The sequence below is a fragment of the Arthrobacter sp. 05N33_2 genome (assembly GCF_056397425.1).
In genome coordinates this window covers 1-25,932 of the sequence record NZ_JBFTNJ010000048.1, presented here as the reverse complement: position 1 = coordinate 25,932, position 25,932 = coordinate 1, and the positions used below count along the sequence as shown (strand labels likewise).

General features: G+C 64.9%; 29 protein-coding genes. 13 read left to right on the top strand and 16 right to left on the bottom strand.

All coding sequences use genetic code 11. The annotated features are described in order from the left end of the window. Positions 1–1,673 (top strand): PEP-utilizing enzyme (locus AC1DHX_RS15815; protein WP_476900225.1); only part of this gene is annotated, 1,673 nt, incomplete at its 5' end. Between the two features lie 8 nt (positions 1,674–1,681). Here the strand turns inward: AC1DHX_RS15815 and AC1DHX_RS15810 are convergent. From AC1DHX_RS15810 to AC1DHX_RS15790, 5 genes are read right to left on the bottom strand one after another with little or no spacing between them, the layout of a single operon-like run. Next, positions 1,682–2,659 (bottom strand): carbohydrate kinase family protein, encoded by a 978-nt coding sequence (locus AC1DHX_RS15810; protein WP_476858477.1) that lies wholly within the window; start codon positions 2,657–2,659, stop codon positions 1,682–1,684. Next, entirely contained in the window at positions 2,659–3,720 is a 1,062-nt protein-coding gene (locus AC1DHX_RS15805; RefSeq protein ID WP_476900224.1) for an NAD(P)-dependent alcohol dehydrogenase, read from the bottom strand. Before AC1DHX_RS15805 ends, AC1DHX_RS15810 begins: the two co-directional genes overlap by 1 nt. Positions 3,721–3,771: 51 nt before the next feature. After that, on the bottom strand, positions 3,772–4,689 hold the full coding sequence (locus AC1DHX_RS15800) for a carbohydrate ABC transporter permease (protein ID WP_476900223.1): 918 nt from the start codon (positions 4,687–4,689) through the stop codon (positions 3,772–3,774). Further along, positions 4,686–5,654, bottom strand: a complete 969-nt coding sequence (locus AC1DHX_RS15795; protein WP_476900222.1) for a carbohydrate ABC transporter permease — start codon at positions 5,652–5,654, stop codon at positions 4,686–4,688. The genes AC1DHX_RS15800 and AC1DHX_RS15795 overlap by 4 nt, the downstream gene beginning before the upstream one ends. A 23-nt stretch (positions 5,655–5,677) precedes the next feature. Further along, a complete protein-coding gene (locus tag AC1DHX_RS15790) occupies positions 5,678–7,024 on the bottom strand; it encodes an ABC transporter substrate-binding protein (RefSeq protein WP_476858474.1) in 1,347 nt (448 codons plus the stop codon). A 271-nt stretch (positions 7,025–7,295) separates the two neighbouring features. Here AC1DHX_RS15790 and AC1DHX_RS15785 point away from each other — a divergent pair, with 271 nt between their 5' ends. The 3 genes from AC1DHX_RS15785 to AC1DHX_RS15775 all read left to right on the top strand — a co-directional run bounded on the left by AC1DHX_RS15785 (position 7,296) and on the right by AC1DHX_RS15775 (position 9,139). Beyond that, positions 7,296–8,237, top strand: coding sequence for an AraC family transcriptional regulator (locus AC1DHX_RS15785; RefSeq protein ID WP_476900221.1), 942 nt, complete (start codon positions 7,296–7,298; stop codon positions 8,235–8,237). Between the two features lie 145 nt (positions 8,238–8,382). Next, positions 8,383–8,835, top strand: coding sequence for a hypothetical protein (locus AC1DHX_RS15780; RefSeq protein WP_476858472.1), 453 nt, complete (start codon positions 8,383–8,385; stop codon positions 8,833–8,835). Between the two features lie 76 nt (positions 8,836–8,911). Next, on the top strand, positions 8,912–9,139 hold the full coding sequence (locus tag AC1DHX_RS15775) for a hypothetical protein (protein WP_476858471.1): 228 nt from the start codon (positions 8,912–8,914) through the stop codon (positions 9,137–9,139). Here AC1DHX_RS15775 and AC1DHX_RS15770 read toward each other — a convergent pair. Continuing rightward, positions 9,136–9,753, bottom strand: coding sequence for a helix-turn-helix domain-containing protein (locus AC1DHX_RS15770; protein ID WP_476858470.1), 618 nt, complete (start codon positions 9,751–9,753; stop codon positions 9,136–9,138). The two genes, AC1DHX_RS15775 and AC1DHX_RS15770, sit on opposite strands and share 4 nt — an antisense overlap. A 97-nt stretch (positions 9,754–9,850) precedes the next feature. On the opposite strand from AC1DHX_RS15770, the gene AC1DHX_RS15765 reads away from it, so the two are divergent. Then, positions 9,851–10,546 carry a class I SAM-dependent methyltransferase gene (locus tag AC1DHX_RS15765; RefSeq protein WP_476858469.1) on the top strand — a complete coding sequence of 232 codons (696 nt, stop codon included), beginning with the start codon at positions 9,851–9,853 and terminating at the stop codon, positions 10,544–10,546. Positions 10,547–10,583: 37 nt separating this feature from the next. Here the strand turns inward: AC1DHX_RS15765 and AC1DHX_RS15760 are convergent, their stop codons facing one another. Beyond that, a complete protein-coding gene (locus AC1DHX_RS15760) occupies positions 10,584–10,913 on the bottom strand; it encodes a hypothetical protein (protein ID WP_476900220.1) in 330 nt (109 codons plus the stop codon). 192 nt (positions 10,914–11,105) lie between these two features. On the opposite strand from AC1DHX_RS15760, the gene AC1DHX_RS15755 reads away from it, so the two are divergent. Then, the gene (locus tag AC1DHX_RS15755; protein WP_476858467.1) at positions 11,106–11,531 is read left to right on the top strand and encodes a GNAT family N-acetyltransferase; all 426 of its coding nucleotides are present in this window, start codon (positions 11,106–11,108) and stop codon (positions 11,529–11,531) included. A 123-nt stretch (positions 11,532–11,654) separates the two neighbouring features. Beyond that, positions 11,655–12,377 carry an AAA family ATPase gene (locus AC1DHX_RS15750; protein ID WP_476858466.1) on the top strand — a complete coding sequence of 241 codons (723 nt, stop codon included), beginning with the start codon at positions 11,655–11,657 and terminating at the stop codon, positions 12,375–12,377. Positions 12,378–12,478: 101 nt separating this feature from the next. On the opposite strand, the gene AC1DHX_RS15745 is transcribed toward AC1DHX_RS15750, so the two are convergent. Continuing rightward, on the bottom strand, positions 12,479–13,273 hold the full coding sequence (locus tag AC1DHX_RS15745) for an MBL fold metallo-hydrolase (protein ID WP_476849238.1): 795 nt from the start codon (positions 13,271–13,273) through the stop codon (positions 12,479–12,481). A 441-nt stretch (positions 13,274–13,714) separates the two neighbouring features. Between AC1DHX_RS15745 and AC1DHX_RS15740 the strand changes: the two genes are divergently transcribed. Then, positions 13,715–14,389 (top strand): ScbR family autoregulator-binding transcription factor, encoded by a 675-nt coding sequence (locus tag AC1DHX_RS15740; RefSeq protein WP_476849239.1) that lies wholly within the window; start codon positions 13,715–13,717, stop codon positions 14,387–14,389. Positions 14,390–14,920: 531 nt separating this feature from the next. Here AC1DHX_RS15740 and AC1DHX_RS15735 read toward each other — a convergent pair. The 3 genes from AC1DHX_RS15735 to AC1DHX_RS15725 all read right to left on the bottom strand — a co-directional run bounded on the left by AC1DHX_RS15735 (position 14,921) and on the right by AC1DHX_RS15725 (position 16,339). Then, positions 14,921–15,409 carry a GNAT family N-acetyltransferase gene (locus tag AC1DHX_RS15735; RefSeq protein WP_476849240.1) on the bottom strand — a complete coding sequence of 163 codons (489 nt, stop codon included), beginning with the start codon at positions 15,407–15,409 and terminating at the stop codon, positions 14,921–14,923. A gap of 200 nt (positions 15,410–15,609) precedes the next feature. Further along, entirely contained in the window at positions 15,610–15,849 is a 240-nt protein-coding gene (locus tag AC1DHX_RS15730; RefSeq protein ID WP_476900219.1) for a hypothetical protein, read from the bottom strand. Positions 15,850–16,009: 160 nt separating this feature from the next. Next, the gene (locus AC1DHX_RS15725) at positions 16,010–16,339 is read right to left on the bottom strand and encodes a hypothetical protein (RefSeq protein ID WP_476858464.1); all 330 of its coding nucleotides are present in this window, start codon (positions 16,337–16,339) and stop codon (positions 16,010–16,012) included. Between the two features lie 144 nt (positions 16,340–16,483). Here AC1DHX_RS15725 and AC1DHX_RS15720 point away from each other — a divergent pair, with 144 nt between their 5' ends. Then, positions 16,484–17,536, top strand: coding sequence for a S66 family peptidase (locus AC1DHX_RS15720; protein WP_476858463.1), 1,053 nt, complete (start codon positions 16,484–16,486; stop codon positions 17,534–17,536). A gap of 46 nt (positions 17,537–17,582) precedes the next feature. On the opposite strand, the gene AC1DHX_RS15715 is transcribed toward AC1DHX_RS15720, so the two are convergent. The 5 genes from AC1DHX_RS15715 to AC1DHX_RS15695 all read right to left on the bottom strand — a co-directional run bounded on the left by AC1DHX_RS15715 (position 17,583) and on the right by AC1DHX_RS15695 (position 22,151). After that, on the bottom strand, positions 17,583–18,956 hold the full coding sequence (locus AC1DHX_RS15715; protein WP_476858462.1) for an FAD-binding oxidoreductase: 1,374 nt from the start codon (positions 18,954–18,956) through the stop codon (positions 17,583–17,585). 60 nt (positions 18,957–19,016) lie between these two features. Beyond that, positions 19,017–19,340 (bottom strand): cupredoxin domain-containing protein, encoded by a 324-nt coding sequence (locus AC1DHX_RS15710; RefSeq protein ID WP_043436073.1) that lies wholly within the window; start codon positions 19,338–19,340, stop codon positions 19,017–19,019. Between the two features lie 241 nt (positions 19,341–19,581). Further along, positions 19,582–20,343, bottom strand: a complete 762-nt coding sequence (locus tag AC1DHX_RS15705) for a MerR family transcriptional regulator (RefSeq protein ID WP_476858461.1) — start codon at positions 20,341–20,343, stop codon at positions 19,582–19,584. Positions 20,344–20,448: 105 nt separating this feature from the next. Next, positions 20,449–21,639 (bottom strand): Fic family protein, encoded by a 1,191-nt coding sequence (locus AC1DHX_RS15700; RefSeq protein ID WP_476858460.1) that lies wholly within the window; start codon positions 21,637–21,639, stop codon positions 20,449–20,451. Between the two features lie 122 nt (positions 21,640–21,761). Then, positions 21,762–22,151 carry a VOC family protein gene (locus tag AC1DHX_RS15695; RefSeq protein ID WP_476858459.1) on the bottom strand — a complete coding sequence of 130 codons (390 nt, stop codon included), beginning with the start codon at positions 22,149–22,151 and terminating at the stop codon, positions 21,762–21,764. 361 nt (positions 22,152–22,512) lie between these two features. Between AC1DHX_RS15695 and AC1DHX_RS15690 the strand changes: the two genes are divergently transcribed. From AC1DHX_RS15690 to AC1DHX_RS15675, 4 genes are all read left to right on the top strand, one after another. Further along, positions 22,513–23,802, top strand: a complete 1,290-nt coding sequence (locus AC1DHX_RS15690) for a DJ-1/PfpI family protein (protein ID WP_476858759.1) — start codon at positions 22,513–22,515, stop codon at positions 23,800–23,802. A 118-nt stretch (positions 23,803–23,920) separates the two neighbouring features. Further along, complete coding sequence (locus AC1DHX_RS15685) at positions 23,921–24,307, top strand: hypothetical protein (protein WP_476857036.1); 387 nt, start codon at positions 23,921–23,923, stop codon at positions 24,305–24,307. Between the two features lie 230 nt (positions 24,308–24,537). Then, positions 24,538–25,674: a sensor histidine kinase gene (locus tag AC1DHX_RS15680; RefSeq protein ID WP_476900218.1), complete on the top strand. Its 1,137-nt coding sequence runs from the start codon at positions 24,538–24,540 to the stop codon at positions 25,672–25,674. 71 nt (positions 25,675–25,745) lie between these two features. Continuing rightward, positions 25,746–25,932 (top strand): response regulator (locus tag AC1DHX_RS15675; RefSeq protein ID WP_476900226.1); only part of this gene is annotated, 187 nt, incomplete at its 3' end.

Genomic DNA, 25,932 nt, shown 5'->3' with positions numbered 1-25,932 from the left:
CCTGGCCGGTGCCCTACCGGCACGGGCTCTACTTCCGGGCAAGCATCGTTGAACAGCTGCCCGATCCGCTCTCRCCGCTGTTCGCCGACCTCATTGACGGCTCGGTGTCACGGTCGCTGAGGGCCCTGATGGCCGGCGCCGTCGGCAAGGAGGTCATCCGCGAGGACGACGTCGGGCTGCCCACTATCAACGGCTACGCCTATTACTACTACCGCAACTCGGGAATGTGGCGGGTGATGGGCAAGTCGCTGACGGCGATGCGTGCGCTGGCCCGTGGCAAGGCGCATATGGGAGTGGCCGGCTGGCGGGAATTTTCGCATCCCCGCTACRAGCAGGTGMTCAAGGACTGGTCCGCGAAGCCCGTCGGGGATCTCTCCGGAGAGGAACTGCTGGCGGGTGTTCAGACGCTGCTTGACGCCGGCACGGTGTACTACACGGCCGTGCAGTCCATCATTCCGATCGCCGCAACAAGCGAAATCTCCTTCCGGGCCTACTACGACAAGTTCGTTCGGCGCGACGGCGATCCCCCCGCCCAGACCTTCCTCCTTGGTTACGACAGCGAACCCATCCGCGCAGAGAAGTCGCTATACGACCTCGCAGCCTGGGCCCGGGACGTCCCGGGGCTGGCCCCGGCGATCCTCAACGCCCCCACCGCTGCGCTGGCCGGGCCGCAACGCACCGGGTCCACGCCTGCCGGAGTGGACCCGGCACCCTGGCAGCAATGGCAGGCCCGCTTCCAGGAGCACCTCGGCCGGTTCGGCCATGCGGTCTATAACCTGGACTTCGTCAGTCCGGTGCCTGCTGACGATCCCTCGCCGCTGCTGGAGACCGTGAAGTTTTACCTGCGGGGACATGGCAATGACCCATACGAGCGCCAGCGGCTCTCGGCCGCCCGCCGCGAAGATGAAACCAGCCAAATCATCGCCCGGCTCGGGCCGCGGCGCCGGGCCGCATTCCTCCGGCTGCTTCGGTGGGCGCAAAATGCGGCTCCGATCCGCGAGGACGCCCTTGCCGACGTCGGACTGGCGTGGCCGCTGCTGCGGCGGATGCTGTTCGAGCTCGGACGACGGCTCGTCGGCTCCGCTGTCATCGCCGAGCCCGCCGACGTGTTCTGGCTGCGCCACCGGGAGTTGCGCAGCGCCGTCGAGTTCGGCCTTGCCGGGTCGGGCACACCGGCAGCCGTGGCAATTACCGGGGCAGACCGGCCCGTCCGCGCCGGCGCCGTCGAGGGGCGCAAGATGCTGTGGCGGGGCCAGGCCAAGGCCGCTGCCCCGCAGCTGTTGCCGGAGAGCCGGTGGATGGAGCGGGCCTTCGGCTCAATGATGCCGGCAGGCCCACAGGATCAGCTCGGCGACGTCATCAAGGGCGTCGGCGCCAGCGCGGGCCGGGTCACCGCCCCGGCCCGCGTCCTGAGGGGCCCRCAGGATTTCGGCCTGATGGAGCCCGGGGAAGTCCTGGTAGCCCGCATCACCACCCCGGCCTGGACCTCGCTGTTCGCGATGGCCTCCGCCGTGGTGACCGACGTCGGCGGGCCGTTGAGCCACAGCTCGATCGTGGCCCGCGAGTACGGCATCCCGGCCGTGCTTGGCACAGGCGTGGCCACCCAGCGGCTCACCAGCGGCCAACGGATCCGCGTTGACGGCGACGCCGGCACCGTCACGGTCGCAGACTGACCGCGTCATCAGGACAGTTCCCCGAGTTCCGCCGACCACGGAGGATTGGCGCCCTTCCGGGAGCAGGTGATCGCCGCTGCACGGTTCGCGTACGAGGCGACTGCGTGGAGCTGATCCAGGGTCAGGGTCTGCAGTTGCCGTCTTCCCTCCGCCCCGAGCGCTCCAAGTTTGGCGAGTCCGGAAATAAGCCCCGCCATGAAGGAATCACCGGCGCCCACAGTATCTGACACTCGGATCGGTTCAGCTGCCATCTCGACCCGCCCGTTTCCGGACAGGATGACCGGGCCTGAGGCTCCGCGCGTCAGGGCCACCACCGCCGGCCCCAGTTCCAGCCAGGCCTGCAGGGATTCTTCCGGTGCCCGGTCCGGGTAGAGCCAGCGCAGGTCTTCGTCGCTGGCTTTGACAATGTCGCTCGCCGCCACGAACACTTCCGCCTGCCGGCGTGCCGCAGCCGCATCGGGACTGATCGCGGGCCGGCAATTGGGATCGAAACTGGTCGTCGCGTGCTCYCGGGCGGCCTCTACCAGGGCAAGGGTGGCCTGCTCCCCCGGCGGGAGCACCGTAGCGATAGATCCCGTGTGGACGTGGGTGGAACCTTTGACGGCAGCGAGGGCCGGGAGGGACGCCCCACTGATTGCCCAGGTGATCGAGAAGGCGTATTCGGCGGCACCGTCAGATCCCAGGGTGGCGAGGGCCGTAGATGTGGCCGCGCTTCCGCCGTTGACCACCTGGACGCCGTTCGTTTGCAGATGCTCTTCCAGCAGGTGTCCGTGCGGGTCAAGGCCATAGTGGGTCACCAGGATTGTCCTGAGGTCGAGGCGCGCAGCCCCCACTGCCACGTTGAGGGGGCTGCCCCCGGGGTGGGCCTGGCCGCCGGCAGGACCGCGGGGGTCGCGGATGATGTCGACAAGGGATTCGCCAATGACCGTCAGGACACCGTCCCCCGCGGGGAGGCGGGGCGCTGGGGTGGCGTCGGTGATGCGCATCAGCGGCCCGGGTAGACGACAGTTTTGAGCTGACCGGCCTGCTTGCCCGCTTTGAGTGCTTCTTCCGAGTCGGCCAGCGCAAACTTGCCGGTCACCAGGATGTCCAGATCTACTTTTCCGTCCGCGATCAGCTGGATGGCCAGCGGCCAGGTGTTGGTGTAGCGGAAGACGCCCGAGAGCCAGATTTCGCGGTTCTGGATGTAGGAGACGGGGAGTTCGACGTTGTCGGCTCCGAGCCCGACCAGGATGACCCGGCCGGCCGGTCCAACGGCTTTGATGCCGGAACGGACGGCCTGCGGGGCGCCGGAGGCGTCAATGAAGGCATCGACGTCGAGCCCTTCGGTACTGTCCGTCAAAGCGTTCAAGGCATGGGTGGCGCCGTGTTCCAGGGCGAAAGCGAGCCTTTCTTCTGCGATGTCCGTGATGTAGATTTCGGTCGCCCCGTAAGCGCGGGCCGCTTGGGCGGCGATGATGCCGATGGGGCCGGCTCCGGCGATCAGGACCCGGCTGCCGGGCTTGATCTGGGCGCGTTCGCAGGCCCAGAGGCCAACGGAGAGTGGTTCGATGAGGGCTGCCGCCTCGTCGCTGACGCTGTCTGGGATGTCGTAAGCGAAGTCGTCCTGGATCCTCACGTATTCGGTGAAAGCTCCGTCGATCGGCGGGGTGGCGTAGAACTCGATGTCCTGGCACAGGTTGTACCGTCCGGCCTTGCACTGCTTGCAGGTGCGGCAGGGCCGTTGGGGTTCGACGGCGACCCGCCGGCCAAYGCGGGAGGGGTCCACGTCGCTGCCGACGGCGGCGATGCGTCCGGAGAGCTCGTGGCCCAGGATCAACGGGTGGTCCACGACGTAGTCGCCGATCCGGCCGTGCTCATAGTAATGGACGTCGCTGCCGCACACACCGACGGCGGCGACCTGCACCAGAACCTGGTCCGCGTCCAACTCCGGGACGGACAGTGTTTCCATGGCCATGTCGCCCTGGCGCTTGAGGACGGCGGCGCGCATGGTGGCGGGCACTTCCGGATGTCCGGGGGTGCGGGACTGTGCGGTTGATGTGGTCATCGAAGGAATCCTTTGCGGTTTGGAGAGGCGGTGGCGGGCTATTTGACGGCGCTATTTCACTGCACCCAGGGAGAGACCCTGGACGAGTTTGTCCTGGGCGGCGAAACCTGCGAACAGCACTGGCAGGGAGATTACGACGGCGGCGGCGCAGACCTTGGCAATGAACAGGCCCTGGCCCGAGACAAAGCCGGTGAGAAAGACCGGGGCGGTGCCGGCCACGACGCCGGTGAGGACCCGCGCCAGGAGGAGTTCGTTCCAGCTGAAGATAAAGCAGATCAGCGCGGTGGCTGCGATGCCGGGCATTGCCACCGGGGCGATGACCTTTCGGAGCGTGAGCAGCAGGGTGGCGCCGTCGATCTGGGCGGCCTCAAGCATTTCGACGGGCACTTCGGCAAGGAAGGACCGCATCATCCACACGGCGATGGGCAGGTTCATCGAGGTGTACATCAGGACCAGGAACCAGATGTTATCCAGCGCGCCGGCGGTTTTGGCGAAGAGGTAGAGCGGCAGGACTGCGGCGACGACGGGCATCATCTTCGTGGAGAGGAAGAAGAACAGAACGTCGGTCCACTTTTTCACCGGCCGGATTGACAGGGCGTACGCGGCGGGGATGGCCAGCAGCAGGACCAGGACGGTGGAGAAGATCGAGGCGGTGGCGGAGTTAATCAGCGACGGCCAGGGGCTGACGCCGGAAGTTGCGCSGAAGAACTCCTTGTAGGCGTCCAGGTTAAGGTCGGCGGCGATCGACGGCGGGTTGGTGGCGGCGTCAATTTCGGAGTGGAATGAGGTCAGGATCATCCACAGGACCGGCACCGCGAACAGCAGCGCCAGCAGCCAGGCGGCAAGGCCGGCGGCGGTGTTGTTGCGGGTGGGGTCCATGCGTGACTTGCCCCGGCGTCGTGATCCCGTGGTCGGGGTGGACGGGGTGGGGACTGATGACGTGGGCCCGGCGGGGGTGAGGGTGCTCATCGTGCTGCCTCCTTCTTGAAGAGCGAGAATACGGTGCGGAGTGCGAAGGTCGCCACGAAGATGGTGCCGATGACCACCACGACGCCGGCCGCTGAGGCCAGGCCGTATTCGTTGGCGTAATAGAACGTCTCGTAGATGGCGTAGGGCAGGTTGGCCGTGCCGAGGCCGCCGGAGGTGATGACGAAGGTGGCGTCGAAGTTCTGCACGATATAGATGGCCCCGAGCAGTCCACCGAGTTCCAGATACTGGCGCAGGTGCGGGAGGGTGAGATGGCGGAAAATTGCCCAGTGAGTGGCACCGTCCATCTGGGCAGCTTCAACGGTGTCCATGGGTCGGGACTGCAGGCCGGCGAGCAGGATGAGCATCATGAACGGGGTCCACTGCCAGACCAGGGAGACGATGATGGCCATCAGGGGTGCYGACGACAGCAGGTCCGGCTGCGGCGGGGCGTCGGAGCCGAAGAGCGACCAGATCCAGGTGAGGGAGCCGTTGATCAGACCGTAAACCGGGTTGAGGATGGCGTGCTTCCAGATGAGCGCAGCCGCGACCGGAACGATGAGGAAGGGTGCGATCAGCAGAGTCCGGGCCAGGCCCCGGCCAATGAACTTCTTGTCCAGGAGCAGGGCCAGGCCGAGGCCGAGGACCAGGCTGACCAGGACCACCGAGACGGTCTCGACGATGGTGGTGAGGATTGCCTGGAGCATGTACGGGTCGGTGACCACCTGGATGTAGTTCTCGAACCCGGCGAATCCGGTCTTGTCCGGGCTCAGGCTGTTCCAGTTCATGAACGAAATGATCAGGGTCACCACGAATGGAAGCTGGGTGACGATGATGAGGAAGATCAGGGCCGGCAGCAGCGGTGCCCGCCGTGCCCAAGCCACTGCGCGTTCCCGCGCCCTGGCGTTCCTGGATGGTTTGGCTGTGCTGCTCCCTTGCCGGGAGACGCGCRCCGTTGCGGTAGTCATAATGTTCTCCTGCGGTTGGGTTGTTACTTCTTGTACTTGTCGCCGACTTTTTGTGCGGCTTCCTGGCCCTTGGCCACCGCATCGGCAACGGAGCCCTGGCCGGCGATGGCGGAGCTCACACCTTGGGACACCCTGGTGCCCAGGGCCGCGAACTCGGGAATACCGACGAACTGGATGCCGACCGCCGGCCGCGGCTGGACACCGGGGTTGGTCGGATCCGCGTTCTCAATGGCGAAGCGTTCGGCCTTGAAGAACGGCGCGGCCTGCTGGAACTCGGTGTTTTCGTACGTGGAAATGCGCTTACCGGACGGGACCTTGGACCAGCCGAGCTTGGACGCGACCAGTTCCTCGTACTTCTTCGAGCTGGCCCAGGCGATAAATTTGGCGGCAGCGTCCTGTTTCTTGGAGGCCGCCTGCATCGCCCAGGACCAGGTCCACAGCCAGCCGGAGGACTTGGTCTCTTTCACGGGCGCCTGGGCATAGCCAATCTTTCCCTTCACGGGAGAGGCCTCGGCTTCCAGGGCACCGGCCGCGGAGGTGGCGTCGTACCACATGGCGACCTTGCTTTGGCTCATGTTGTTCAGGCATTCCGTGAACCCGGCCTGGGCGGCGCCCGCTTCACCGTGCTCCCGCACCAGCTTGGTGTAGAACTCCGTGGCTGCGGTGAATTCGGGGGCGTTGACCTTCGCATTCCAGTCCTTGTCGAACCACGTCCCGCCGAAGGTGTTCACCACGGTGGTCAGTGGTGCGAAGACCTGGCCCCAGCCGGGCTGGCCGCGCAGGCAGATGCCCTTCATCCCTGGCGTCGCCCCGTCAGCCTTGGCGGCGAGGTCGGCGACCTGGTCCCAGGTCGGCTTCTCCGGCATAGTCAGTCCTTTGGCGTCGAAGATGTCCTTCCGGTACATCAGGAAGGAGGATTCCCCGTAGAAAGGTTCGCCGTAGAGTTTGCCGTCCGTGCCGGTCAGCGACGCCGTGTAGGCCGGCAGGATGTCCGCCTGGTTGAACTCGGCATCCCTGGCCACGTTGTCCAGCGGTGCCAGCCACCCGTTGGCGGAATAGAACGGGATCTCGTAGTTGGACAGTGACGCAATGTCGTACTGGCCGGCCTGGCTTGAGAACTCCTGGCTGATCTTGGCGCGGACGTCGTTTTCCGGCAAGACGGTGTAGTTGACCCGGATGCCGGTTTCCTTCGTGAAGTTATCAGCGGTGAGCCGCTGCAGGTCCTCCATCTGGGGGTTATTGACCATCAGGACATTGATGCTATTCGGGTCGCCTGCGGAATTGCCGCCGCCGGCGCCTGCACAGGCCGAGGCGCTGAGTGCCGCGCACAGGGCGCCTGCCGCCATGGCGACGCGTGTTTTTGCGCGCATTAAGGACTCCTTTGTTCGTCAGGGGGTGCGATGCTGCCCTACTCCGATTGCTGTGTCGGGGTGCGGGGCGGTGAGCGGGACGAGGGCCTCAATGCCGGGTGCCTCGCTGGTGTTCCTCAAGATTAGGCTTGTGGCATAGGGCACAACTAGCGCGATGCTTGCTGAATTCTGATACTAATTTTCCGGGGGCGGCCCCATCCGGGCGCTATTCTGGGAAGAGTCGGCACAGATGCCGCACATTTGTCATGATCCGAACGCAGGGAGAACCACGATGAGCGCGGCGGACCCAGGCGGCGRCTCGGCCATCAATGACGGCGCAGCGGCCAGGCTTGCCGAAAGACTCCTGGGGATGCGGGCCAACCGTGAGGTGATTCCGGAAGACCCCAACTATTCCGTGCGCTGGCACGAGCACGACTACCCCAGCCCGGTCGCACGTTGGAACTACCATCCTGAATACGAGCTGCACCTGATCCGGAAAGGCACCGGAAAGTTCATCGTGGGAGACCACATCGGCACTTTCGAGGCAGGGCACCTGGCCCTGGTGGGTTCGGGGCTGCCGCACGACTGGGTCAGCGACCTGAGACCCGGAGAAGTGCTTCAGGGCAGGGACGTCCTTATTCAGTTCGACGGAAAATGGGTGGAGAGGGCCGCCTCGATTCTGCCGGAAATGGCCGAGGTCAAACCCTTGCTGGAACAGTCCTCGCGCGGGATCGAGTTCCTCGGACGATCAGCCCGGGCCGCCGCCGTTTCCCTGGAGGCGATGGGGGCCTCCACCGGATTGCAGCGGCTTCAGCATCTCTTTGACGTGTTGGCCATTCTTTCGCGTGCGCCAGAGTCCGAGCGGCGCTACCTCGCAGACGAATGGTTCAGGCCGCAACTGGACGGGCAGGCCGCGGCGGTGGTGGACCTCGTCCTCGAGTATGTCTTCAGCAATCACGCCGGCAGCGTCAGGATGTCCGAGGCGGCGGCGCTGGTGGGTATGTCGGAGCCGACATTTTCGAAGTATTTCAAGCGCGCGACCGGCCAGAATTTCAGTGATCTGGTGCGCAAACTTCGGCTGGCCCACGCCCGCCGCCTGCTGGAGCGGAGCGACAAATCGATCTCGGACATCTGTTACGAAGTGGGTTTCACGAACCTGTCCAACTTCAACCGGCATTTCCGCAATGACGCAGGCGAAACCCCCCGGGACTATCGTCAGCGGGTGCAGAACTGACGGCAGCAGCGCGGGGTTCTGCACTCCCGCCCCGGGGCGCGCGAGCTGGTCACCATGGCCCGGCGGTGGGCATCGGCGGTAGATTGTGGGCATGGGACAGGCTTCCTCGGGCCGCCGGGATTTTTTCGCTGATCGGATCTTGGGCGTGGCGGAGTTCAGTCACGCGCATTGGTTTTTCGGCAATCTCTATGAGGTCCTCGTCAAAATCCCGCACCGCGTCGCGGCGGCGGAAGCAAGCCGTGAACTGCCCCGCTCGCCCTTTGGGGCGGGAAGCCCGGGCCGTTATTACGCACCGATTGCACCGATCAATGCGCCGGCGGCAATCGGTGCCCTCGTGGCAGGCTGGAATCATGCCGACAGCAGGCCATGGCTGCTAGTCGCTGCGGCCAGCTCGACGACGGGTGCGGCCGCGACCGCCTATCTGCTCCGGTCCATCAACCCCGACCTGTTCTTCAGCCCGCAACCGCTCAGTGAGACGCTCCGCAACCCCCTGCTGAAGCGGTGGTACAGGGTCCACGCCCTCAGGCACGCCGCCAGCGCAGTTGCCCTGGCCGCCATCCACGAGGCCCGAACACTCCGGCTCCGAAACCGCGGATAACAGCCAGGCGCCGCAACCTGAAGGAGATCTTCATGGGCAAGCTGACAGTGACTTCACCGCCGGCACATTCAACGCCATGCCGAAGTATGTCGTGTCGACCACGCTGGACCATGCCGGCTGGAACAACAGCACGATTATCGCCGACGACATACCCGGCCAGGTCCGCGAGCTTCGCGAGCGGGAGAACGGGCGTGGCAAGAAAATGCTGCCGGAGGACGGAACCCGGCACACATTGCGGATCGTCGAACTTGAACTCCTCGAAGGCGGGATGGTGGCCCTCCGAATGGCGCCGGCAGGGTCCTAAGGAGAGCCCATCAGAGGATGCGCCTGCCTGTCGCGCTTGGGCGCCGCCCGGACGTGGGTGCGCTGACCTTGTTTGCCGATAAGGCTAAGGAATTCGACCGGACCGGCGCTGGTTGCGCCGAACCAGTGCGGGGTTCGGGTGTCGAACTCCACGGCTTCGCCGGGCCTGAGGATCAGGTCATGTTCACCGAGGACCAGGCGCAAGGTGCCATTGAGGACATAGGCCCAGTCGTAGCCTTCGTGGGTGCGCAGCTGGGGCTCCTGCCCATCCCTGCCCTTGGGGAGGATGAACTTGTAGGCCTGAATGCCGCCCGGGCGGCGCGTGAGAGGCAAGATCGTCGACCCGTCCGGACCTGCGACGGGACGCAGATTGAGCCGGGGGTCGCCGGTCGGCGGCGCATCGACGAGTTCGTCGAGGGTTACCCCGTGCACGCGGGCCAGCGGGAGGAGCTGCTCGAGAGTGGGCCGCCGCAGGCCTGCTTCGAGTCTGGAGAGTGTGCTGGCGGAGATGCCTGTCTGCTCGGCGAGGTCTGCGAGGGTGACGTCCCTGCGGAGTCGCAGGCGCTTGAGGCGCGGCCCGACGGCGCTGATTGTGTGGTCGAGATCGTCGTTCATGGGCGCTATTTTGCCATTCGGCAATACCGCTTGCACATCCACCTGCCAGCCCGGGAGCATGGAATCTGAAGGCACATCAGATCGTAAGGGGTTCCACATGGCCGGGACGGCAGAGACATCGCCAGGGGAAGCAGCGGGCGGACGCGACGGTGGCGCGATGACGCACAGCTTCGACAAGGACTACTGGCAACAGCACTGGGAACAGGCCCACGGTCCCGCCAAGGCAGATTCGGGAGGGGCTGCCCCGAACCCGCATCTCATCCGCGAAACCAGCGGACTCGCACCGGGAACGGCGCTGGATGCCGGGTGCGGGACAGGGGCAGAGGCGACCTGGCTCGCCGCGCACGGCTGGCAGGTCACCGGCGCCGACATCTCCGGCGCTGCCCTCGCCCAAGCGGCCGAGCGTGCCGAAGGGCAGTCTGTGTCCGGCACGGTGACCTGGGTCGAGGCGGACCTGACGTCATGGGCACCGGGTGATCGGTTCGACCTTGTGACCACCCACTACGCTCACCCGGCGATGCCGCAACTTGCCTTCTACGAACGCATTTCGGATTGGGTAGCCCCCGGCGGCACGCTGTTGATCGTCGGGCACCTGCACGCTCCCGCCTCCCCGGGACACGGGCACCGCCCGCCCCCGGAAGCGACTGTCACCCTCGCGGACATCACCGGGGGTCTCAACGCTGCCGTATGGAGCATCACGAGTGCCGAGGAGATCACGCGGACACTCCCCGGAACCGGTGACCGTGCGTTGCCGCTGCACGACGTCGTCGTGCGTGCCACCCGGCGCCGGTGACGTGACCTCATCCGCCGCGCTGCACCCCCGGTGTTGCTCAGTCCGGCCGGCTGGCATCTACCGGGTAGGTCATGAACGCCGGCGTCTCGTACGGATGAACGGACAACGCGGCATTGACGACGGCGTTACGCCRGGAGCGGGGGAAGATTGCCTCGATCCGGGTTTCCGGCACCTCCTCGGAGGAACCGACGACGCCGACGAACGGGGTCGCGCCGGGTAACGGGGTAAAACGCCCGGTGCCGTCGAGGCTGAACGAGCAGTGGGAGTAATTGCCGAGCCTGCCCGCCCCGGCGTCGCCAATGGCCTGCCGGACCGCGGGCGCAGAGTTGGTGGGGACGTAGATGACCAGACAATCCATGGGCTCCATGGCAGAAAGTCTGCCACGGGGTGCCTCCTCAGCGCCGAGGGTTCCAGCGAATCAGAATGTGGATGCTCCGGACTCGCCGAGCGGGTGCCCGCGCTCGAGCTGGGCGACCTTCGGATCGTTCTCGTCGGCGCCGTGGTCGGAGGTGCGCACGGTGGTCGTGAACAAATGGCAAGCCCATGCAACACTGGTCGGATGCCGGCGTTCAGCATCTTCACATCCAACGAGTTTTCCGATGCCGAGGTTCTCTCGTTGTACGAATCTGTGGGGTGGGCCGCCTATACCCGGGATCCAGAACTGCTCACCAGAGCGATCCGAAGTTCCTCATTTGTCGTGACGGCCCGGGATGGGGATGGTGAGCTTGTTGGCCTCGCGAGGGTTGTGTCCGACGATGCGACCATCTGCTATTTGCAGGACATCCTTGTACGGCCGCCTTTCCAAGGCACGGGCGTAGGCCGGGCTCTGGTGGAGCACGTCACGGCACGATACGCGCATGTCCGGCAAACAGTGCTCATCACTGACAATGAACCAGGGCAACGCGCCTTCTACGAAGCCATGGGTTTTACGGAAGGGTCGAACTTCGCTCCGGAACCCGTGCGTGTCTTCGCTCTATTTCGATAGTCCCGGAGTTTCAGTTCGAAATGACTGGCATTTCCCAGGACCTTTCGTCATGGGCCGCTGCGAACTCCCCAGTGACCCTGCCCGGTGGGGCAGGACCGCGAGAGGTGCCTGTAAGAATGGGGCATGCCCCCGCATAGTTTTCCGATCAGACGGTTGGCCGAAGACCCGGACCACGTCCTCGACCGGCGTCGGTGGCCAGGCAACCTGCCCCCTGTCGCACAGGTTCTGGACCAAGGGCTCGACCTGACCCCGGCCACAATCTTCGTAGGCGAAAATGGGTCGGGAAAATCCACTCTCGTGGAAGCCATTGCACTGGCTTATGGCTTGTCTCCAGAAGGCGGATCTACAGGCGCCCGCCACAGCACCCGATCCACGGAGTGGATACTTGCCGATCACCTGCAGCTTGTCCGCACCGCCGGCGCCACAAGACGCGGCTACTTCCTGCGCGCGGAAACCATGCACGGCTTCTTCACCTACCTCGAGAAGAACCCGAGCACCGCGGGTCCGGACATCTCGTTCCACGACATGTCACACGGTGAATCGTTCCTGGAGCTGGCCGTGGATCGTTTCCGGGGACACGGATTGTGGGTGCTCGATGAACCGGAATCAGCGCTGTCCTTCGCGGGATGCCTCAGCCTCCTTGCGGTCTTGAAAGATCTCCTCGCCGAAGGCTCCTCGCAAGTCATCATGTCCACGCACTCCCCAGTTCTTGCAGCGCTTCCAGGCGCGCAGATTCTCGAAGTCGGCCCGTGGGGACTTCGGCAGCAGGAATGGTCGGACCTCGATCTGGTTTCCAACTGGCGATCATTCATGGACTCCCCCGAAAGATACCTGAGACACCTATAAGGCCGGCCCGGTCGGGGTTGAACTAACGATGTCCCCGAACGGAAAATGCCAGACAACGCCACAGGGGAAAAACGAACCGCCGACCGCGGTCAACGCTCATGTCATGTGTCGAGCTTTCCCGACTTCCTTTGGGCGAGGCGCTGGAGTTGCCGTGCGTGAACGCCGCTCACCCAGTCCCACCCGGGAGCGGCCGATGGGCCGACCCGCGGGTCGCTGGGCTCATGGGCGTCACGCAAGGCGTGCACGTACGCCCGATCCTGGTCGATCCGTGCGTGTACCTGTTCAGCTCCGCCGACGGACCCGTGTCCGGGGACAAGGACATCGACGTCGCCCGCCACGCCCTTGAGCAGCCGCAGCGCGGCGAGGTAGTCCTCGATCGGGTCTTCGGTGTCGTTCAAGTCGAGCATCGGGATCAAAACATCAGAAAGCATGTCGCCGGCGACGAGAACCCCACGTTCCTCAATCAACAGCGCCGCGTGGCCCGGGGCATGTGCTCGATGCTCGAGAATGCGGACTTGGGGCCCATCCCAAGGAATCTGCACCGTCCCGACGGGCAGGCCGGTAAGAAGGCCGAGGAGGTCCAGCGGTACCTGTTCGGGGATGCCGGCCGCCTTCGCGACCGCGTCCACTCCGCCCGACAGCCGATCCCGGGCGGTAGCCGCGCAGCGCGCGGTGCCGTAACGGGGAGCCGCGCCGAGCCCGGCGTGCCAAAGCAGGTGGTCCCAATGAGGATGCGTCGAGAAGCCTGCCACAACGGTCTGGCCCGAATCGGACAGATCCTTCGCGAGGCAGTCCATTTCGTAGCCGTGCACCCCGGCGTCGATGAGCAGCACGCCAGCCCGGCCCTTTACGACGACGGCGTTACTCTGGCAGAACTCGCTCTCGTGGATCAGCACACCCTCCGCGACCTGCCTCAACACGAGCTGGCCTCGTTTACATCGCGGACGGCGTAGTTGTCCCCCGGAACTTGCTCCACCCGCAGCTCGGCGGAGACATTCATCCAATGGTCGATGCGGCCCATCATCTCCTCTTCCTAACAGTGATACGTTCTGCAACTCCTATAGTGAGGACCAAATACCTGTCAAGGAGGAATTGTGGAACCTCGGTCCCAGTACACCCTCGGCAGCTGGGGCCTCGGCTGGCGCACCAAGACGGTTGACCGTTTTGCTAGGATCGGACCAGTCTTTCGTCCCCTACCTTTCAGTTGGCGGCCGGTGGATCCCGGAAATGCGCGCCAGGGTGCTTCAGAGAAGGCCAGCGGAACTCCCGATCAACTCGCGCAGCGGGTGGGTAAAGATCCTGCTTCCACATCCCAGAGTTGAAGTTGAGGTTCACAGATGGTCATTCAGGATCGCGCGAAGGCCACCCGCGGTGCCATTGTCGTCGGTGCCGCTGCGGTCTTTGAGGAGCACGGCTACGGCAGTGCCAGCCTGACCCAGGTCTCTGAGACAGCCGGGGTGACCAAGGGCGCCCTCTATTTCCACTTTCAGTCCAAGGAAGATCTCGCCAGGGCGGTCATCGAGGAGCAGCATCGGATCGTCGTGGCCGAAAGCGAGAGCATCCTTGCCGGCGATTGGCCGGGCCTGACGGCAATGATCCTGCTGTGCCGCGCTTTCGGTCTTCAGCTCGTGCACGAGCCAGTTGTCAGGGCCGGCATCCGATTGACGTTTGAAGCGACAGCTTTTGGTCCGCCCGTGCGCGGCCCCTACGAGGACTGGATCGCCGTCATGGAGCAGCTTACCGAACGGGCCAAGGCAGAATTGCAGGTCCGGCCCTCCGTCGACGCCGGGACATTTGCCCGATACCTTGTTGCTTCGTTCACCGGGGTTCAGATGGTCTCCGGAGTACTTACCGACCGAGCGGACGTCATGCAACGGATCGAAGAGATGTGGGAGATCGTGCTGCCGGGGATCATGCATGACGATTTCAACGGTGACGCCCATGCTCTCTCCGGACTGGTTTCCGCTGGAAGCCCCAACCCGCCGCGGAATCCCACCCCACCAGCACCGTGACGGGCTCACACGGCCACCGAGTACTGCAGCCCCGGGCAGGTGGCGCCTTGCTTGCCATCCGCGAGACTTTCAGCGAGTCCAACTCCCATAAACCGGATGACCGCCTTGTTTTAGGGTGAGTGGTCATTTATTCTTGTCTCGGATCCATTGGGGACTCCGCTCGGAGAGCGGCTGTGTCGGCGCGCATTTTTTGGGGGGCGCCGGCACAGACCCCTGGCCTGGACTGTCCGCCATGGCGATCCAAACGTGACGGCGGCGGCCGCCGCCGTCACGTTTGAACTTGAACAGGCCTCCGCCTATGGTTGTGGGTGGCGCCCCGATGCATCCCCCAATAGCATCGGGGCGCCCCCATGTGCGGAGGCGTGGAACGGGACGAGTGAGGCCGCTGTATCGCCCAGCGAATGGTCCAATGGCCCGCTTCAACATTGCGCGCAGCGTGTCCAACGATTCGTATCTCCGGCGCCGTTCGAGAGCCCTCCCCTAGGCCACTACCCACGCCAAAACTGCGCCGCTTACCGTCGAGACGCAATCTCAGAGGGGCAGTTTGAAGCCCACGTGCGACGCTTCGAAGCCAAGACGCTCATAGAACCGGTGTGCTGCGACCCTGGACTCGTCAGACGTGAGCTGAACCAGCCTTGCGCCACGCCGGCGCCCTTCAGCGATCGCCCACGTAATCATCGCCCCTCCAAGGCCGTTGCTCCGGAGGCTAGACCGGACCCGCACTGCCTCGATCTGCAGTCGTGTCGCTCCGCCTCTGGCGAGGCCGGGAATGAATGTCAGTTGCATGGTCGCAACCACTTCATTTTCGGTTGAGACAACTACGAGAAGAAGCTGCGCGGGGTCCGCATCAATTGCCTGGAAAGCAAGATCGTAGGGATGCCGGTGCTCGTCTGCAATCGAGTCGACAGAGGCCCGGAGCTGGTCGGCAGCCAGAAGCCCAACAATCGAAGCCACATCACATGATTGAGCTTTCCTGATGGTGAATGGGCCGCCAGGCAGTTCCAGTTCAGCGAGAGTCATTTCCCCAGTATTCCAGCCATCTCGAATCAGTCAGGCGCCGGCCTCCGTCGACTCGAAACTACGTGGTGAATTCTGGACTGCCGCTGGCCAAAAAGCCGCAGGCTGGAGCCACGCGACATTGCGGCTCCAACTTTCGGGCCACGGTTCACGAGTCCATTTAGACCTTCGGAATATCGGGCCGGGAACTGCAGTGGCACGGATCAGGCGATAGCGAACGGATTTCCGGGCTGCGTGGCGTTGGTCCGCCGGCGTGAGGCCAGCACGCCAATGATCGCGGTCACGACGACGACAAACGTTGCCAAAACTGACGCGTTGAGGACGAGCGAGAGTTCCATTTGGTGCGGGAGAAGCATAGATTCGTCCCACCCTGCATTGTCGGCGCGATTGATGAAGTCTGCGTCGATCGGATTCCACAGGATGGCCGCGACACTTATTGCCACCAACGCGCAGAGGCTGACGGCCAGCTGGACGACGGACCATACTGACGGCTTTCCCTTGTGGCTTAACGGACGTTTGTCCATAGCTTCCCCCGTTTAGTGTCGGCCGTGGCCGTTGCGGCCGCCGTGAATGCATTGCCCATTGCCCACCGCCGGGGCGGCGTCAGCCGGCCCGGTCGCTTCGATAAGCCCTGAGTGCGTCTTCTCTGATCCACTTTCGGGCCAGGAAAGCATCCAAAACGCAAGAAACGCCGAGGATCGTCCAGGAAGTCCAAACCGGCGCAAGTCCGGCAATCACCAAGACCCCGACAGCAACAACGAAGCCGACGGAGACGTAGCCATAGATCCGGCGTGCACGGGTTGCAAATCGTGCCTCTTGCGTTTCGCGAAAGTAGTTCAGCATCAGTCCCCCAAGGTTCGAATCGGAGCCTACAGCACTGGCTGCACCAAATACCGAAAATGGATGCGCGCCAGATACGGCTTTGACCCACACTATTTCTGAATCACGGAGTTATCGGGCGTGTCATCGGCACCGCTATTTGGTCTGCTCCTCTCCGCAGCACGTTAAAGGATCCTGCACCGGCACGTCGGGTCGTCGAGTTGCCTCGAACCGCGTCCCGTCTGGTTCGATGAGTGCATGGATCATTCGCAACTGAAGCTGTCCGCCCCGAAACTCAATGCGGGCGATCGAGTCGCGGTTCTCTCCCCGTCGTTCGCCGCCCCCGGGTTCGCCCCGGCCGTGCATGAGCAGGCGATGCGGCGGCTTACATCGGCTACGGGTTTGATTCCTGTGGAATTCCCGACGACGCGCAAGCTCGGATCCAGTCCCGAGGAACGGGCGGCGGACATCAATGCGGCGTTCGCCGATCCCAGCATCCACGCGATTCTCGCCACGATCGGCGGCGACGACCAGATCACGGTCGTACCTCATCTCGACGAGGCGGCCGTCCGGGCGAATCCAAAGATCTTCGTCGGATACAGCGACAACACCAACCTGCTGAACTGGCTGTGGTCACTCGGGATACGCGGATATTATGGCGGTTCGACCCAGGTCCACCTCGGCGCCGGACCGGGTGCTGACGACGTCCACCTCGCTTCCCTGCGGGCCGCGCTGCTCACCGGAGGCGAGCTCGAGATCACCGATCCCGGGGAGTCGGAGGACTTCGGGCCGGATTGGCTCGAGCCGCGGGCACTCGTCGACTACGGCGACCGCGAACCCACCGAACCTTGGACGTGGACAGGTCCCGAACGCACGGTCTCCGGTTACACCTGGGGTGGCTGCATCGAAGTCCTCGACCAGCTCGCCATCGCCGACAGGCTGCCCGCCGTCGACGCGCTCCGGGGCACAATCCTGATCCTCGAATCCAGCGAACTGCTGGTTCCCGCCGATTGGGTCAAGCGATGGGTTCGAGCGCTCGGCGAGCGTGGTGTCCTGGGGGCGGTCGACGGCGTGATGGTCGCCAGGCCTCCAGTCAGCAGCCACGGGCAGGTTCCGCCTGCCGCCGAACGGGCTCGGCTCCGCACCGCACAACGCGATGTGGTCAGCACCGAAATCGCACGATACAACCCGGACGCCGTCGTGTGCATCGGGGTCCCCTTCGGACACACCCGACCGCAGTGGATCCTCCCCTACGGCGGTCGAATCCAACTCGACGGCGAAGCCAGGAGGGTTACAGCCAGCTATGCCTGATCGTGGCAGGCAGTGCCGGGAGCACACGTCGGGTGATCATCATTTCCTATGCGGTCGGACGCACGTTCTGATTTGACCGGAAGAGGTTGGTGGGGTCGTATGCGGCTTTGACGGCGGCCAGCCGGTCGTAGTTGGCGCCGTAGGCTGCCCTCACCCGCTCCTCCCCTTCCTGGCCAAGATCGTTGACGTACACCCCGCTAGCAGCAAAGGGCTGCATCGCTTCGAAGAAGGCGCGGGCCCAGCCGACGTGTCGCTCCGTTTCTGCCGGATTGGACCACTGGGCCAGGATGAGGAGTTCGCTCTGGGACCGGCGATGGGGAAATGCCGTGGCCGCCGGGGGAACCCGAGCGGCCACACCGTGCAGTTGTTGCATTCCGATGCCGCTCGCCGTTGAAGGCATCTCGGCCGCAAACTGGAGCAGGACATCGATGGCGTCGGCGGTGAGGTCAGTCAAAAAGCTCGATTTCCAATAGTGGTGCCGGCCCGACGGAAAGCCGCCGTCGTGGGCGCTTTGCCAAACGCCATAGTCGGTGGGCACCACCGCGTCCACATCTGGGCCGAGGTCGCGCAGGGGCCGGAGCGCCAGCTCCGCCTCATCATGCCCGCCGCTCCAGCAGACGCCGACGCCGAAGACAGGGCGTCCTGAGGTGTCACACCCCAGACTGGCCGACATCGAGAGTTCGTCGGGGCACGAAGCGGCGAATCCGGGATAAAAGCCCAGGACCTCCCTTGTCCGTTCGGCCGGGAATGAGAGCGCTCCGGCAAGAACCTGCCCGACCGGATGCAAACGATAGGTGAAAGACGTGACAACACCGAAGTTGCCGCCGCCTCCGCGGATGGCCCAATAGAGGTCTGCGTGTTGGTCGGGGCTCGCCGTCAGCAGCCTGCCATCAGATGTCACGATGTCGGCGGCCAGCACGTTGTCGCAAGCGAGCCCGTGTTTGCCGTTGAGCCAGCCGATGCCACCTCCGAGGGTCAAACCGGCGATGCCGGTAACCGACACGACTCCGAGCGGCGTGGCCAGGCCGTGCGCCTGGGTGGCGACGTCAAGGTCGGCCAGGAGCGCACCCGCTCCGGCCACGGCGACGCCCCGTTCGGCGTCGACCTGAACGTTCTTCATGCCGGAGCAATCCAGCATGAGCCCATGGGCGCCGACGGCGTTCCCTGCCACGTTGTGGCCGCCGCCCTTGATGGAGACAGGGAGATCATTTTCCCGGGCGAAGTTCACGGCACGGCGAATATCCTCGGCGTCGGCAGGGCGGACAATGACGTCCGGACGGCGGTCAATCATCGCATTGAAGACCTTCCGGGCTTCGTCGTAGCCGGCGTCTCCGGGCCGGAACAGCCGGCCCCGGAGCGCTGAGCCGAGGCCATCGACGGCGGATGGGTCAAGCGACGGTGCGGGGGTCCCGAAAGCCACGCGACGGCACCTTTCTCGTTCGAGATCGTCAAGAACGCGCGCCGGCCGGCGGCGTCGCGCTCATTTGACCGTCAATGAGCCGTGCATGTTGGGGTGGTAGTTGCAGTGAAAGGCGTAGGTCCCCGGTTCGGAAGGTGCCTTGAATGTGGCCGTCCCGCCGTTTTCCTTGACCTCGACATCAAAGAGGGTCGCATTCTGGTCTGCGGTTACCGTGTGCTCTGCGGTGTCCATGTTGATCACCTTCACCTCCGCGCCGGGAGCCACCGCACCCGGTATCTCGTAGGCGAAGTTGCTGATCGTGATGGTCGCGGCGGCGGCGTTTGCCGCCCCGCTTCCCGGCCCCGAAGCGGTGGAGCCGGCCGGGGCAGACGGTTCCATCGACATGCTGGGAGAGGTCCTGGCGGTCGTGGCGGGCGCCGACGCCTGCGTTCCGCCGCCTCCAGCACAGCCGCTCAACCCGATCAGTACCGTCGCCAACACAAGTGCAGTCCGTGTCTTGTTGCTCGTCATGATGTGCCGTCCTCGACGCTGGAGGGGGCTGAGAAATCAGCCCGGCTTCCTTCCATTCTGCATCCGCCACCATCAAAAAGCACCGCTGAAAAGCTCCGACAGAGAGCACGGGCCATCAGGGCTGCGTCCTGGACTCTTGCAGGTAGGCCATGAGTCCGGCCAGTTGCTCAGGGGTCCAGGGCAGACCGGCACTGAGGGCAGTCCTATTGTCCTGCCACATGGAACGGGCAGCGGCTTTGGTCTCTTCGCCTGCGTGGAACATGGATCCGATCTCGTCCCATGCCGTGGCCCATTCCCGGATGGACGGATCGGATGCCGGCGTCCCGTTTTCGACGTGCCTGAGACCCTCCTCGACCAATGCGGCCCACCGGACTTTGGCGGCCTCGATGCTGTCGCTGCCAAGTTCGGCCCTGCGGCCGGCCAGTTCCTGGCGCTGTTCTGGGGTGAAGTAGTCTTCGAGCATAGTGATCATCTCCAAAGTTGCCATGAACTGTTCCGGCGCCGGCATGGCGGCCCCGTCGATGCGTGAAAGCAGGTCGCGTATCCGGTCCTGCACCGCCCGGACCTGCTCGGCGTGCAGGCGCAGGTGCAGCAACTGCCTTTCCAGGAGCGTGCGCAGCGAGCCCATGTCATCGGCAGGGGTTCCCAGTGCGACGCCGATTTCGGCCAACGGGAGGCCGAGCATCTGCAGCGACCGGATCCGGTAGAGCCGCCGGACGTCTTTCTCGGTGTAGCGGCGGTGGCCGGAAGCCGTCCGCCGGCCTGCCGACAACAACCCAATCTCGTCGTAGTGATGGAGCGCCCTGACCGTTACGCCACACGCTTTGGCAAGCTCGCCGATGCTCCATTGATCTGCGGCACCGCTCGTCTCTGTCATGGGAACAACCGTAGATCCTCACCCCGCGTGAGGATCAAGACCCTACGCCGGCCCCGCGTGCCGGCCGCCGGCCCCGTCCCGTCCGGTCAGCCCGTCTTCCCGGCGTCAGCCAGCCTTCCCGACGTCGGCCAGCCGGTTGTTCAGCCGGTCCACCTCGTCGAGGACTTCGGTCGCCGCCCAGGCACGGCTGCGCTTGGACTGGGTGACGGGGGTAATGACCCCGGCGGCGGAGAGCCGCTGCAGTGCGGCGTACACGGAGCTTTCGGCGACGCCGGCAATGTGGGCTGCGCTGTGGGCCTCGAACACGGGCCGCTCCAGCAGCCACGGAATGATCTTCTCGTCCGCGGATCCTCTGCGTGGCCTGGCCAGCTCCAGCCACATCGCCGGCAGCGCATCGAGGGCGGGGACGGATTCGCGGGCAGCATCCGAGGCACGGACAGCGGAACGGGCCAGGTAGAGCACGAACGGATCGGCATCACCGGAGCGGTAGTTATTGACCAGGCTGAAGTAGGTGTCGACGTCGGCGACCATCGCCGACGCGATTGGGGTGACGGTGTTCCTGGTGAGCCCACGACGCCGGGAAATCGCACCGATGAGTGCCCGCCCGATCCGGCCGTTGCCGTCGGTGAACGGGTGGATGGACTCGAAGTGGGCGTGGGCGATCGCCGCCTGCGCCATGATCGGCACGTCGCGGCGGTTGCAGAAGACCATCAGGTCTTCCATCAGGTCCGGCACGAGCTCTGGCGGGGGCGGGACGTGGATGGCGCCGCGTGGTGAATGGTCACTGCCACCGATCCAGTTCTGAACCTCCCTGAACCGGCCGGCGTGTGGGCCGTCCATCGGGTCGTCCTTCATGAGCGTGCGATGGGCGGCCAGCATTGCCTCCAGCCGGATCTCGCCGGTTCGCCCGGCGTCGTCGATCATTCCTTGTACGGCGTCGGCGGCCGCCACCATGGAGCGGGCGTCGTCACTGGCCTTGAGCCCGATCATGGCCCGGGCGTAGTCGTCGCGGTTGGCGTTGACGTGCTCGATTTTGGAGGAGGAGACCGCCTCGCTGCGGAGCAGGAACCCGCTAATGGCGGCCATCCGCGTGCCGGCGGTGACGTCCAGGGACGCGATGGCGACGGCGGCCTCTTCCAGGGCGACGATGGTCTCACGCCCCGGATCGAACCAGCTCCCGGCGATCAAGGGTGGCAGCGAGACCGCCACCTCGGTGAATTCCCGGTCTTCGCGCGGCGGCCGCCCGGACGACTTCCAGGGCATCATCTTGCTGCCGTGCGCGGGCCAGCGGGTCATGGATCCTCCGGAAGTCTAAATAGTCACCCTACTATTTAGACTTTAGGGGCTAAACATGAATAACGCGACGCGTGCTTCGGAAACCTGCCCTGGCGGGGCGCGCTGCCCTCGATCGTCCAGCCCTAGGAGCCGACTTCCCTCACGTCCGGCCTCGTGGCTTCCTGCAGCACCCAGCGGTTGCCATCCGGGTCGCTGAAGTAGGCGAAGGCGATTCCACCCATGTCCTGGACTTCGCTGATTTCGGCTCCCCGCCGAAGCAGCTCAGCCCGCGTGGACGCCATATCGGGGACCACCAATTGCAGGCCCTCCAGGCTGCCCGGCGGCATGCTGGTCATTCCGGTACCGACGACGATAGAGGCGGCGGAGCCCGGTGGCGTGAGTTGCACGACCCTCATTCCCGGGATGTATTCGACGTCGTGGTCCAGAACGAACCCGAGCCGGTCCGTATAGAACGACTTGGCCTGGTCCACATCACTGACCGGTACTTGCACTACCTCGAGGCGCATCTCCATGCGGCTCACAGTACCCCTGTTTCCAGCTGCGCACAGGCCGTGGATCAAAGGCGCGCCCTACAGGTGATGCCAGATTCTTGTCGGTCACCGGGGAGTGCAACATGCAACCTGCGACGTACAGGAAGCATCCGATGGAGCGCCCGGGTAGTACCCAGGTACCACTTGTCCCTGTTCAGGAGTGTCCTCGGGGCCGATGTGTGTGGATTGGGCGATCCGTAGCGTGAAAGAACAACGCTGGGGACATGGACAGCACAAGCCCCGCAACTTCACACGGAATCGAGACTCACTCATGGCTCCCCTCTCTGGACGACTCCTTCACGCCGCTCTCTCGGTTGGCCTGTCCCTCTTAGCTGTGACCGCGATGGCTTACGCGGGCGCGGTGGTGGCGGACGCGCAAAGTCACGTCCGCCCCGCCGCTCAAGAACTGACCAACCTGCCCACGAACCGGCCCTCCTCTTCCGGCGCGATAGTTGTCGCCGTTGTCCTGGGATCGTCAGGCACCGTGGGAAGTGACGTTCTGGCCCCCTACGAAGTGTTTGCCAGTTCCCCGGATTTTTCGGTCTACACAATCGCAGCGCGGGCCGTCCCTGCCGCCGTCGACGGGGGTCCGGCGATTGTGCCCACGTACACGTTCGAGGACATCCGTTCGGGCAGGGCGCGGCAGCCTGACCTGGTGGTGGTCCCGGCCGTCGGCGCCCCGGAGAGCACAAAAGAAGCACCCATGCGGGACTGGATCGCGGAACAAGCGGGGCGCGGCGCCCGCATCCTTGGCGTGTGCAGCGGATCAATGGTCCTGGCCGAAGCCGGTGTGCTGGACGGGCGTAAGGCTACGAGCCACTGGTCCCGCCTGGGTGCGCTCAAGCGGAGCCGCCCCCAGGTCCAATGGATGGGAGGCCTGCGATTCGTTCAGGACGGCAGGATTACCACCACGGCCGGTGTGTCCTCCGGCATCCCCGGCGCCCTGAAAGTCTTGGAGGACCTGGCCGGCACGGCCGAAGCCGAGCGAGTCGGCCGGCTGATGAATTACCCGGGTTGGCAGGTGGCGGCGGCAGCCCAGATACCTGACCAGTCTTTCGCCGCCTCGGATATTCCCGTCGGGCTCAACGCCCTCCTCCCCTGGTTCCGGCCGACGATCGCCGTCGGCCTCTTCAACGGGGTGGGTGAAATCGACGTCGCCAGCGCATTCGAGGTCTACAACATGTCATTCGCTGCCCGGACGGTGGCGGTTGCCGCCACGGAAACGGTCACCACCAAACACGGGATGATTCTCCTGACCGTCCCGGAACACGAGGCACCTCCGGTGGACAACGTCATTGCCCCTGGCGCGGCTGGGGACGCGGGCATTGATCCGCAATTGCGCGGCTGGGCCGCGTCCCGCGACATTCCCGTGGATGCTTTTGCTGGCGCCGGCGGGGTGCTCGGGTTCGACGGCGCCATCACGTATCTGGCGCAGCACACCGACCGTACAACCGCTGTATCGGCAGCTAAGATGATCGACTACCCGACGGCGCACCTCAACCTTCCGGCCGGAGAAGCTTCTGGCCGGGTTCCCGGACTGATCGCGCTCGGCCTCCTGCTCGCCACCTTGATGGGTTCAATCCCAGCGGTCATTCGAAGCGCCATCCGGCGCCGAAGGCAAGGGCGCGGCTAGCGGGTCCCGTAATTGCCTCGGATTCACGAATATGCTCTCCACAGCCACCACAACACGGCGTGCATCGCACGGCGCAACACGCGTTGCTGCCTGGGACTCGACAAGGGGATGGATCCAGATGCTGTTGGACCAGCTTTCCGCAATACTCGCCTGCGCACTCTTGGCCGGCCTGGCTGTTTTCCAGGTGGCGCTGATCGCGGGAGCACCGCTGGGGAGAATGGCATGGGGCGGACAACACCGCGTCCTCCCGGCCAAACTCAGAATCGGGAGCGCAGCATCCATACCCCTGTACGCCCTCTTCGCTTATGCGGCGCTGGCCAAGTCCGGCTTTGTCCCGCTGTTGGTCAGCGAATCATTTACTGCGATCACCGTGTGGGTGCTGACGGCATACTTCGTGCTCGGAGTCCTCATGAACGCAATCTCCCGGAGCAAACCCGAACGCTTCGTCATGACCCCCACCACGATGGCCCTGGCAGCCCTCTACCTGGTCCTCGCACTCCACTGATCTCGTGCCAGCAGCTCCAGGAGCGGCAACCTGGCAGTACTGGCCGCACGCCAACAACGCCACCATCGCCATGACCCAAGGACCCTCATGCATTCCACGACCGGTACAGTCCGGAGCATGACCGACGCAGGAACACTGCGCACCCCGCAACACTGCCGGGTGTGGCCTTGACGTCGCCGGTTTCGTCGGACGAAGCGCTTCGGCTGGGCGGATGGCGCCCTGGTCCGCGTATGACAGACGTCCTGGCCGCCGTCGCATACACAGGGCCGGCCCTGGCAGCAGCCGTTGCCGTTCCGACTGCCGACGGCCCAGCGTTGGTTCTGCCATTGATGGCGGCGGTGGTTTCCGGCACCGCACTGCTGTTCCGCCGGCAGGCTCCGATGTCTTCTTTGGCCGCCACAGCCGGCATCATGCTCATCACGTTCTCGGTTCCGGCCAGCTTCGCAGCGGTGGCGACAGCCATGGCGCTCTACGCCGTCGGCGTTTACCGGTCCGCACGGCACRCCGTCCTTGCCCTCCTGGCCATCAGCGCAACTCTCCTTGCCGCAGCGGCCCAGCAACCCCGGTCGAYGGTGGACCTTGGCCAAGCCGKCCAGGCGATTGCCGTACTAGTGATCGCGACCCTGCTCGGGCTGAACGTACGCATGCGCCGCAACTACGTGTCCGCCCTGGTGGACCGTGCCGACCGGCTGATGCATGAACGCAAGTATCTGGCCAGCATTGCGGCCGCCGCTGAGCGCAACGCGATCGCCCGGGAGATGCACGACATCGTCGCTCATGGATTGGCGGTGATGATTTCCTTGGCCCATGGTTCGGCGGAAATCGCCCCGACCGACCCTGCCCGCGCCGTCCAAGCCATGCGCCAGGTCGCCGAGACAGGCCGCGTTGCGGTGACGGACATGCGCCGGATGCTCGGAGTCTTGAACGAGGGCAACACCGGCGAATTGGCCGGCGCGGCAGCACCATCGCCGGGGGTGGGCGATGTTCCCGCACTGGTGGAGCTTTTCCGCTCTGCGGGGCTTCCCGTGGTTCTGCAGTCAGCCGGAGTCGCTCCCGCTGACCCCGGGATCCAGCTGGCTGTATATCGGGTCATCCAGGAAGGGCTCACCAACGCGCTCAAATACGCGCGCGCCGCAACGGCTGTCACGGTTCGCTCGCAGTTCACCGGCCAGGAGATCATGGTCTCGGTGACCGACGACGGCCAGCCCGTGGACGCCCCTGCCGACCGTGCTGGGCACGGCGTGGCGGGAATGCGCCAGCGCGTCGCACTCTACGGCGGTACATTGCGCGCGGGACCCCTGACCAACGGTGGATGGTCCGTGACCGCACGGTTCCCGCTGCCGGAAGGAGCCATTTGGAAGCCGTAGCTGCCCCGTCCACGCGCCCGATCCGGGTGCTGCTTGTCGATGACCAAACACTCGTCCGGGCGGGCTTCCGCATGGTCCTGGAAGCCCAGGACGGCGTGGAAGTCGCCGGTGAAGCCGCTGACGGCAGCAGTGGCGTCGACATGTGTCGAACTCTGGCACCGGACGTCGTGCTGATGGATGTGCGAATGCCCGGCACCGACGGGATTGCCGCGACCCGGCGCATTGTCGAGGAGTGCCCGCACTCACGGGTCATTGTCC

What these genes read in the sequence shown, in the direction of transcription:
- AC1DHX_RS15790 (WP_476858474.1), bottom strand. Translation starts at nt 7,024, where the DNA reads ATGCGCGCAAAAACACGCGTCGCCATGGCGGCAGGCGCCCTGTGCGCG.
- AC1DHX_RS15775 (WP_476858471.1), top strand. Translation starts at nt 8,912, where the DNA reads ATGCCGAAGTATGTCGTGTCGACCACGCTGGACCATGCCGGCTGGAAC.
- AC1DHX_RS15770 (WP_476858470.1), bottom strand. Translation starts at nt 9,753, where the DNA reads ATGAACGACGATCTCGACCACACAATCAGCGCCGTCGGGCCGCGCCTC.
- AC1DHX_RS15765 (WP_476858469.1), top strand. Translation starts at nt 9,851, where the DNA reads ATGGCCGGGACGGCAGAGACATCGCCAGGGGAAGCAGCGGGCGGACGC.
- AC1DHX_RS15755 (WP_476858467.1), top strand. Translation starts at nt 11,106, where the DNA reads ATGCCGGCGTTCAGCATCTTCACATCCAACGAGTTTTCCGATGCCGAG.
- AC1DHX_RS15750 (WP_476858466.1), top strand. Translation starts at nt 11,655, where the DNA reads ATGCCCCCGCATAGTTTTCCGATCAGACGGTTGGCCGAAGACCCGGAC.
- AC1DHX_RS15740 (WP_476849239.1), top strand. Translation starts at nt 13,715, where the DNA reads ATGGTCATTCAGGATCGCGCGAAGGCCACCCGCGGTGCCATTGTCGTC.
- AC1DHX_RS15735 (WP_476849240.1), bottom strand. Translation starts at nt 15,409, where the DNA reads ATGACTCTCGCTGAACTGGAACTGCCTGGCGGCCCATTCACCATCAGG.
- AC1DHX_RS15720 (WP_476858463.1), top strand. Translation starts at nt 16,484, where the DNA reads ATGGATCATTCGCAACTGAAGCTGTCCGCCCCGAAACTCAATGCGGGC.
- AC1DHX_RS15710 (WP_043436073.1), bottom strand. Translation starts at nt 19,340, where the DNA reads ATGTCGATGGAACCGTCTGCCCCGGCCGGCTCCACCGCTTCGGGGCCG.
- AC1DHX_RS15705 (WP_476858461.1), bottom strand. Translation starts at nt 20,343, where the DNA reads ATGACAGAGACGAGCGGTGCCGCAGATCAATGGAGCATCGGCGAGCTT.
- AC1DHX_RS15700 (WP_476858460.1), bottom strand. Translation starts at nt 21,639, where the DNA reads ATGACCCGCTGGCCCGCGCACGGCAGCAAGATGATGCCCTGGAAGTCG.
- AC1DHX_RS15695 (WP_476858459.1), bottom strand. Translation starts at nt 22,151, where the DNA reads ATGGAGATGCGCCTCGAGGTAGTGCAAGTACCGGTCAGTGATGTGGAC.
- AC1DHX_RS15690 (WP_476858759.1), top strand. Translation starts at nt 22,513, where the DNA reads ATGGCTTACGCGGGCGCGGTGGTGGCGGACGCGCAAAGTCACGTCCGC.
- AC1DHX_RS15685 (WP_476857036.1), top strand. Translation starts at nt 23,921, where the DNA reads ATGCTGTTGGACCAGCTTTCCGCAATACTCGCCTGCGCACTCTTGGCC.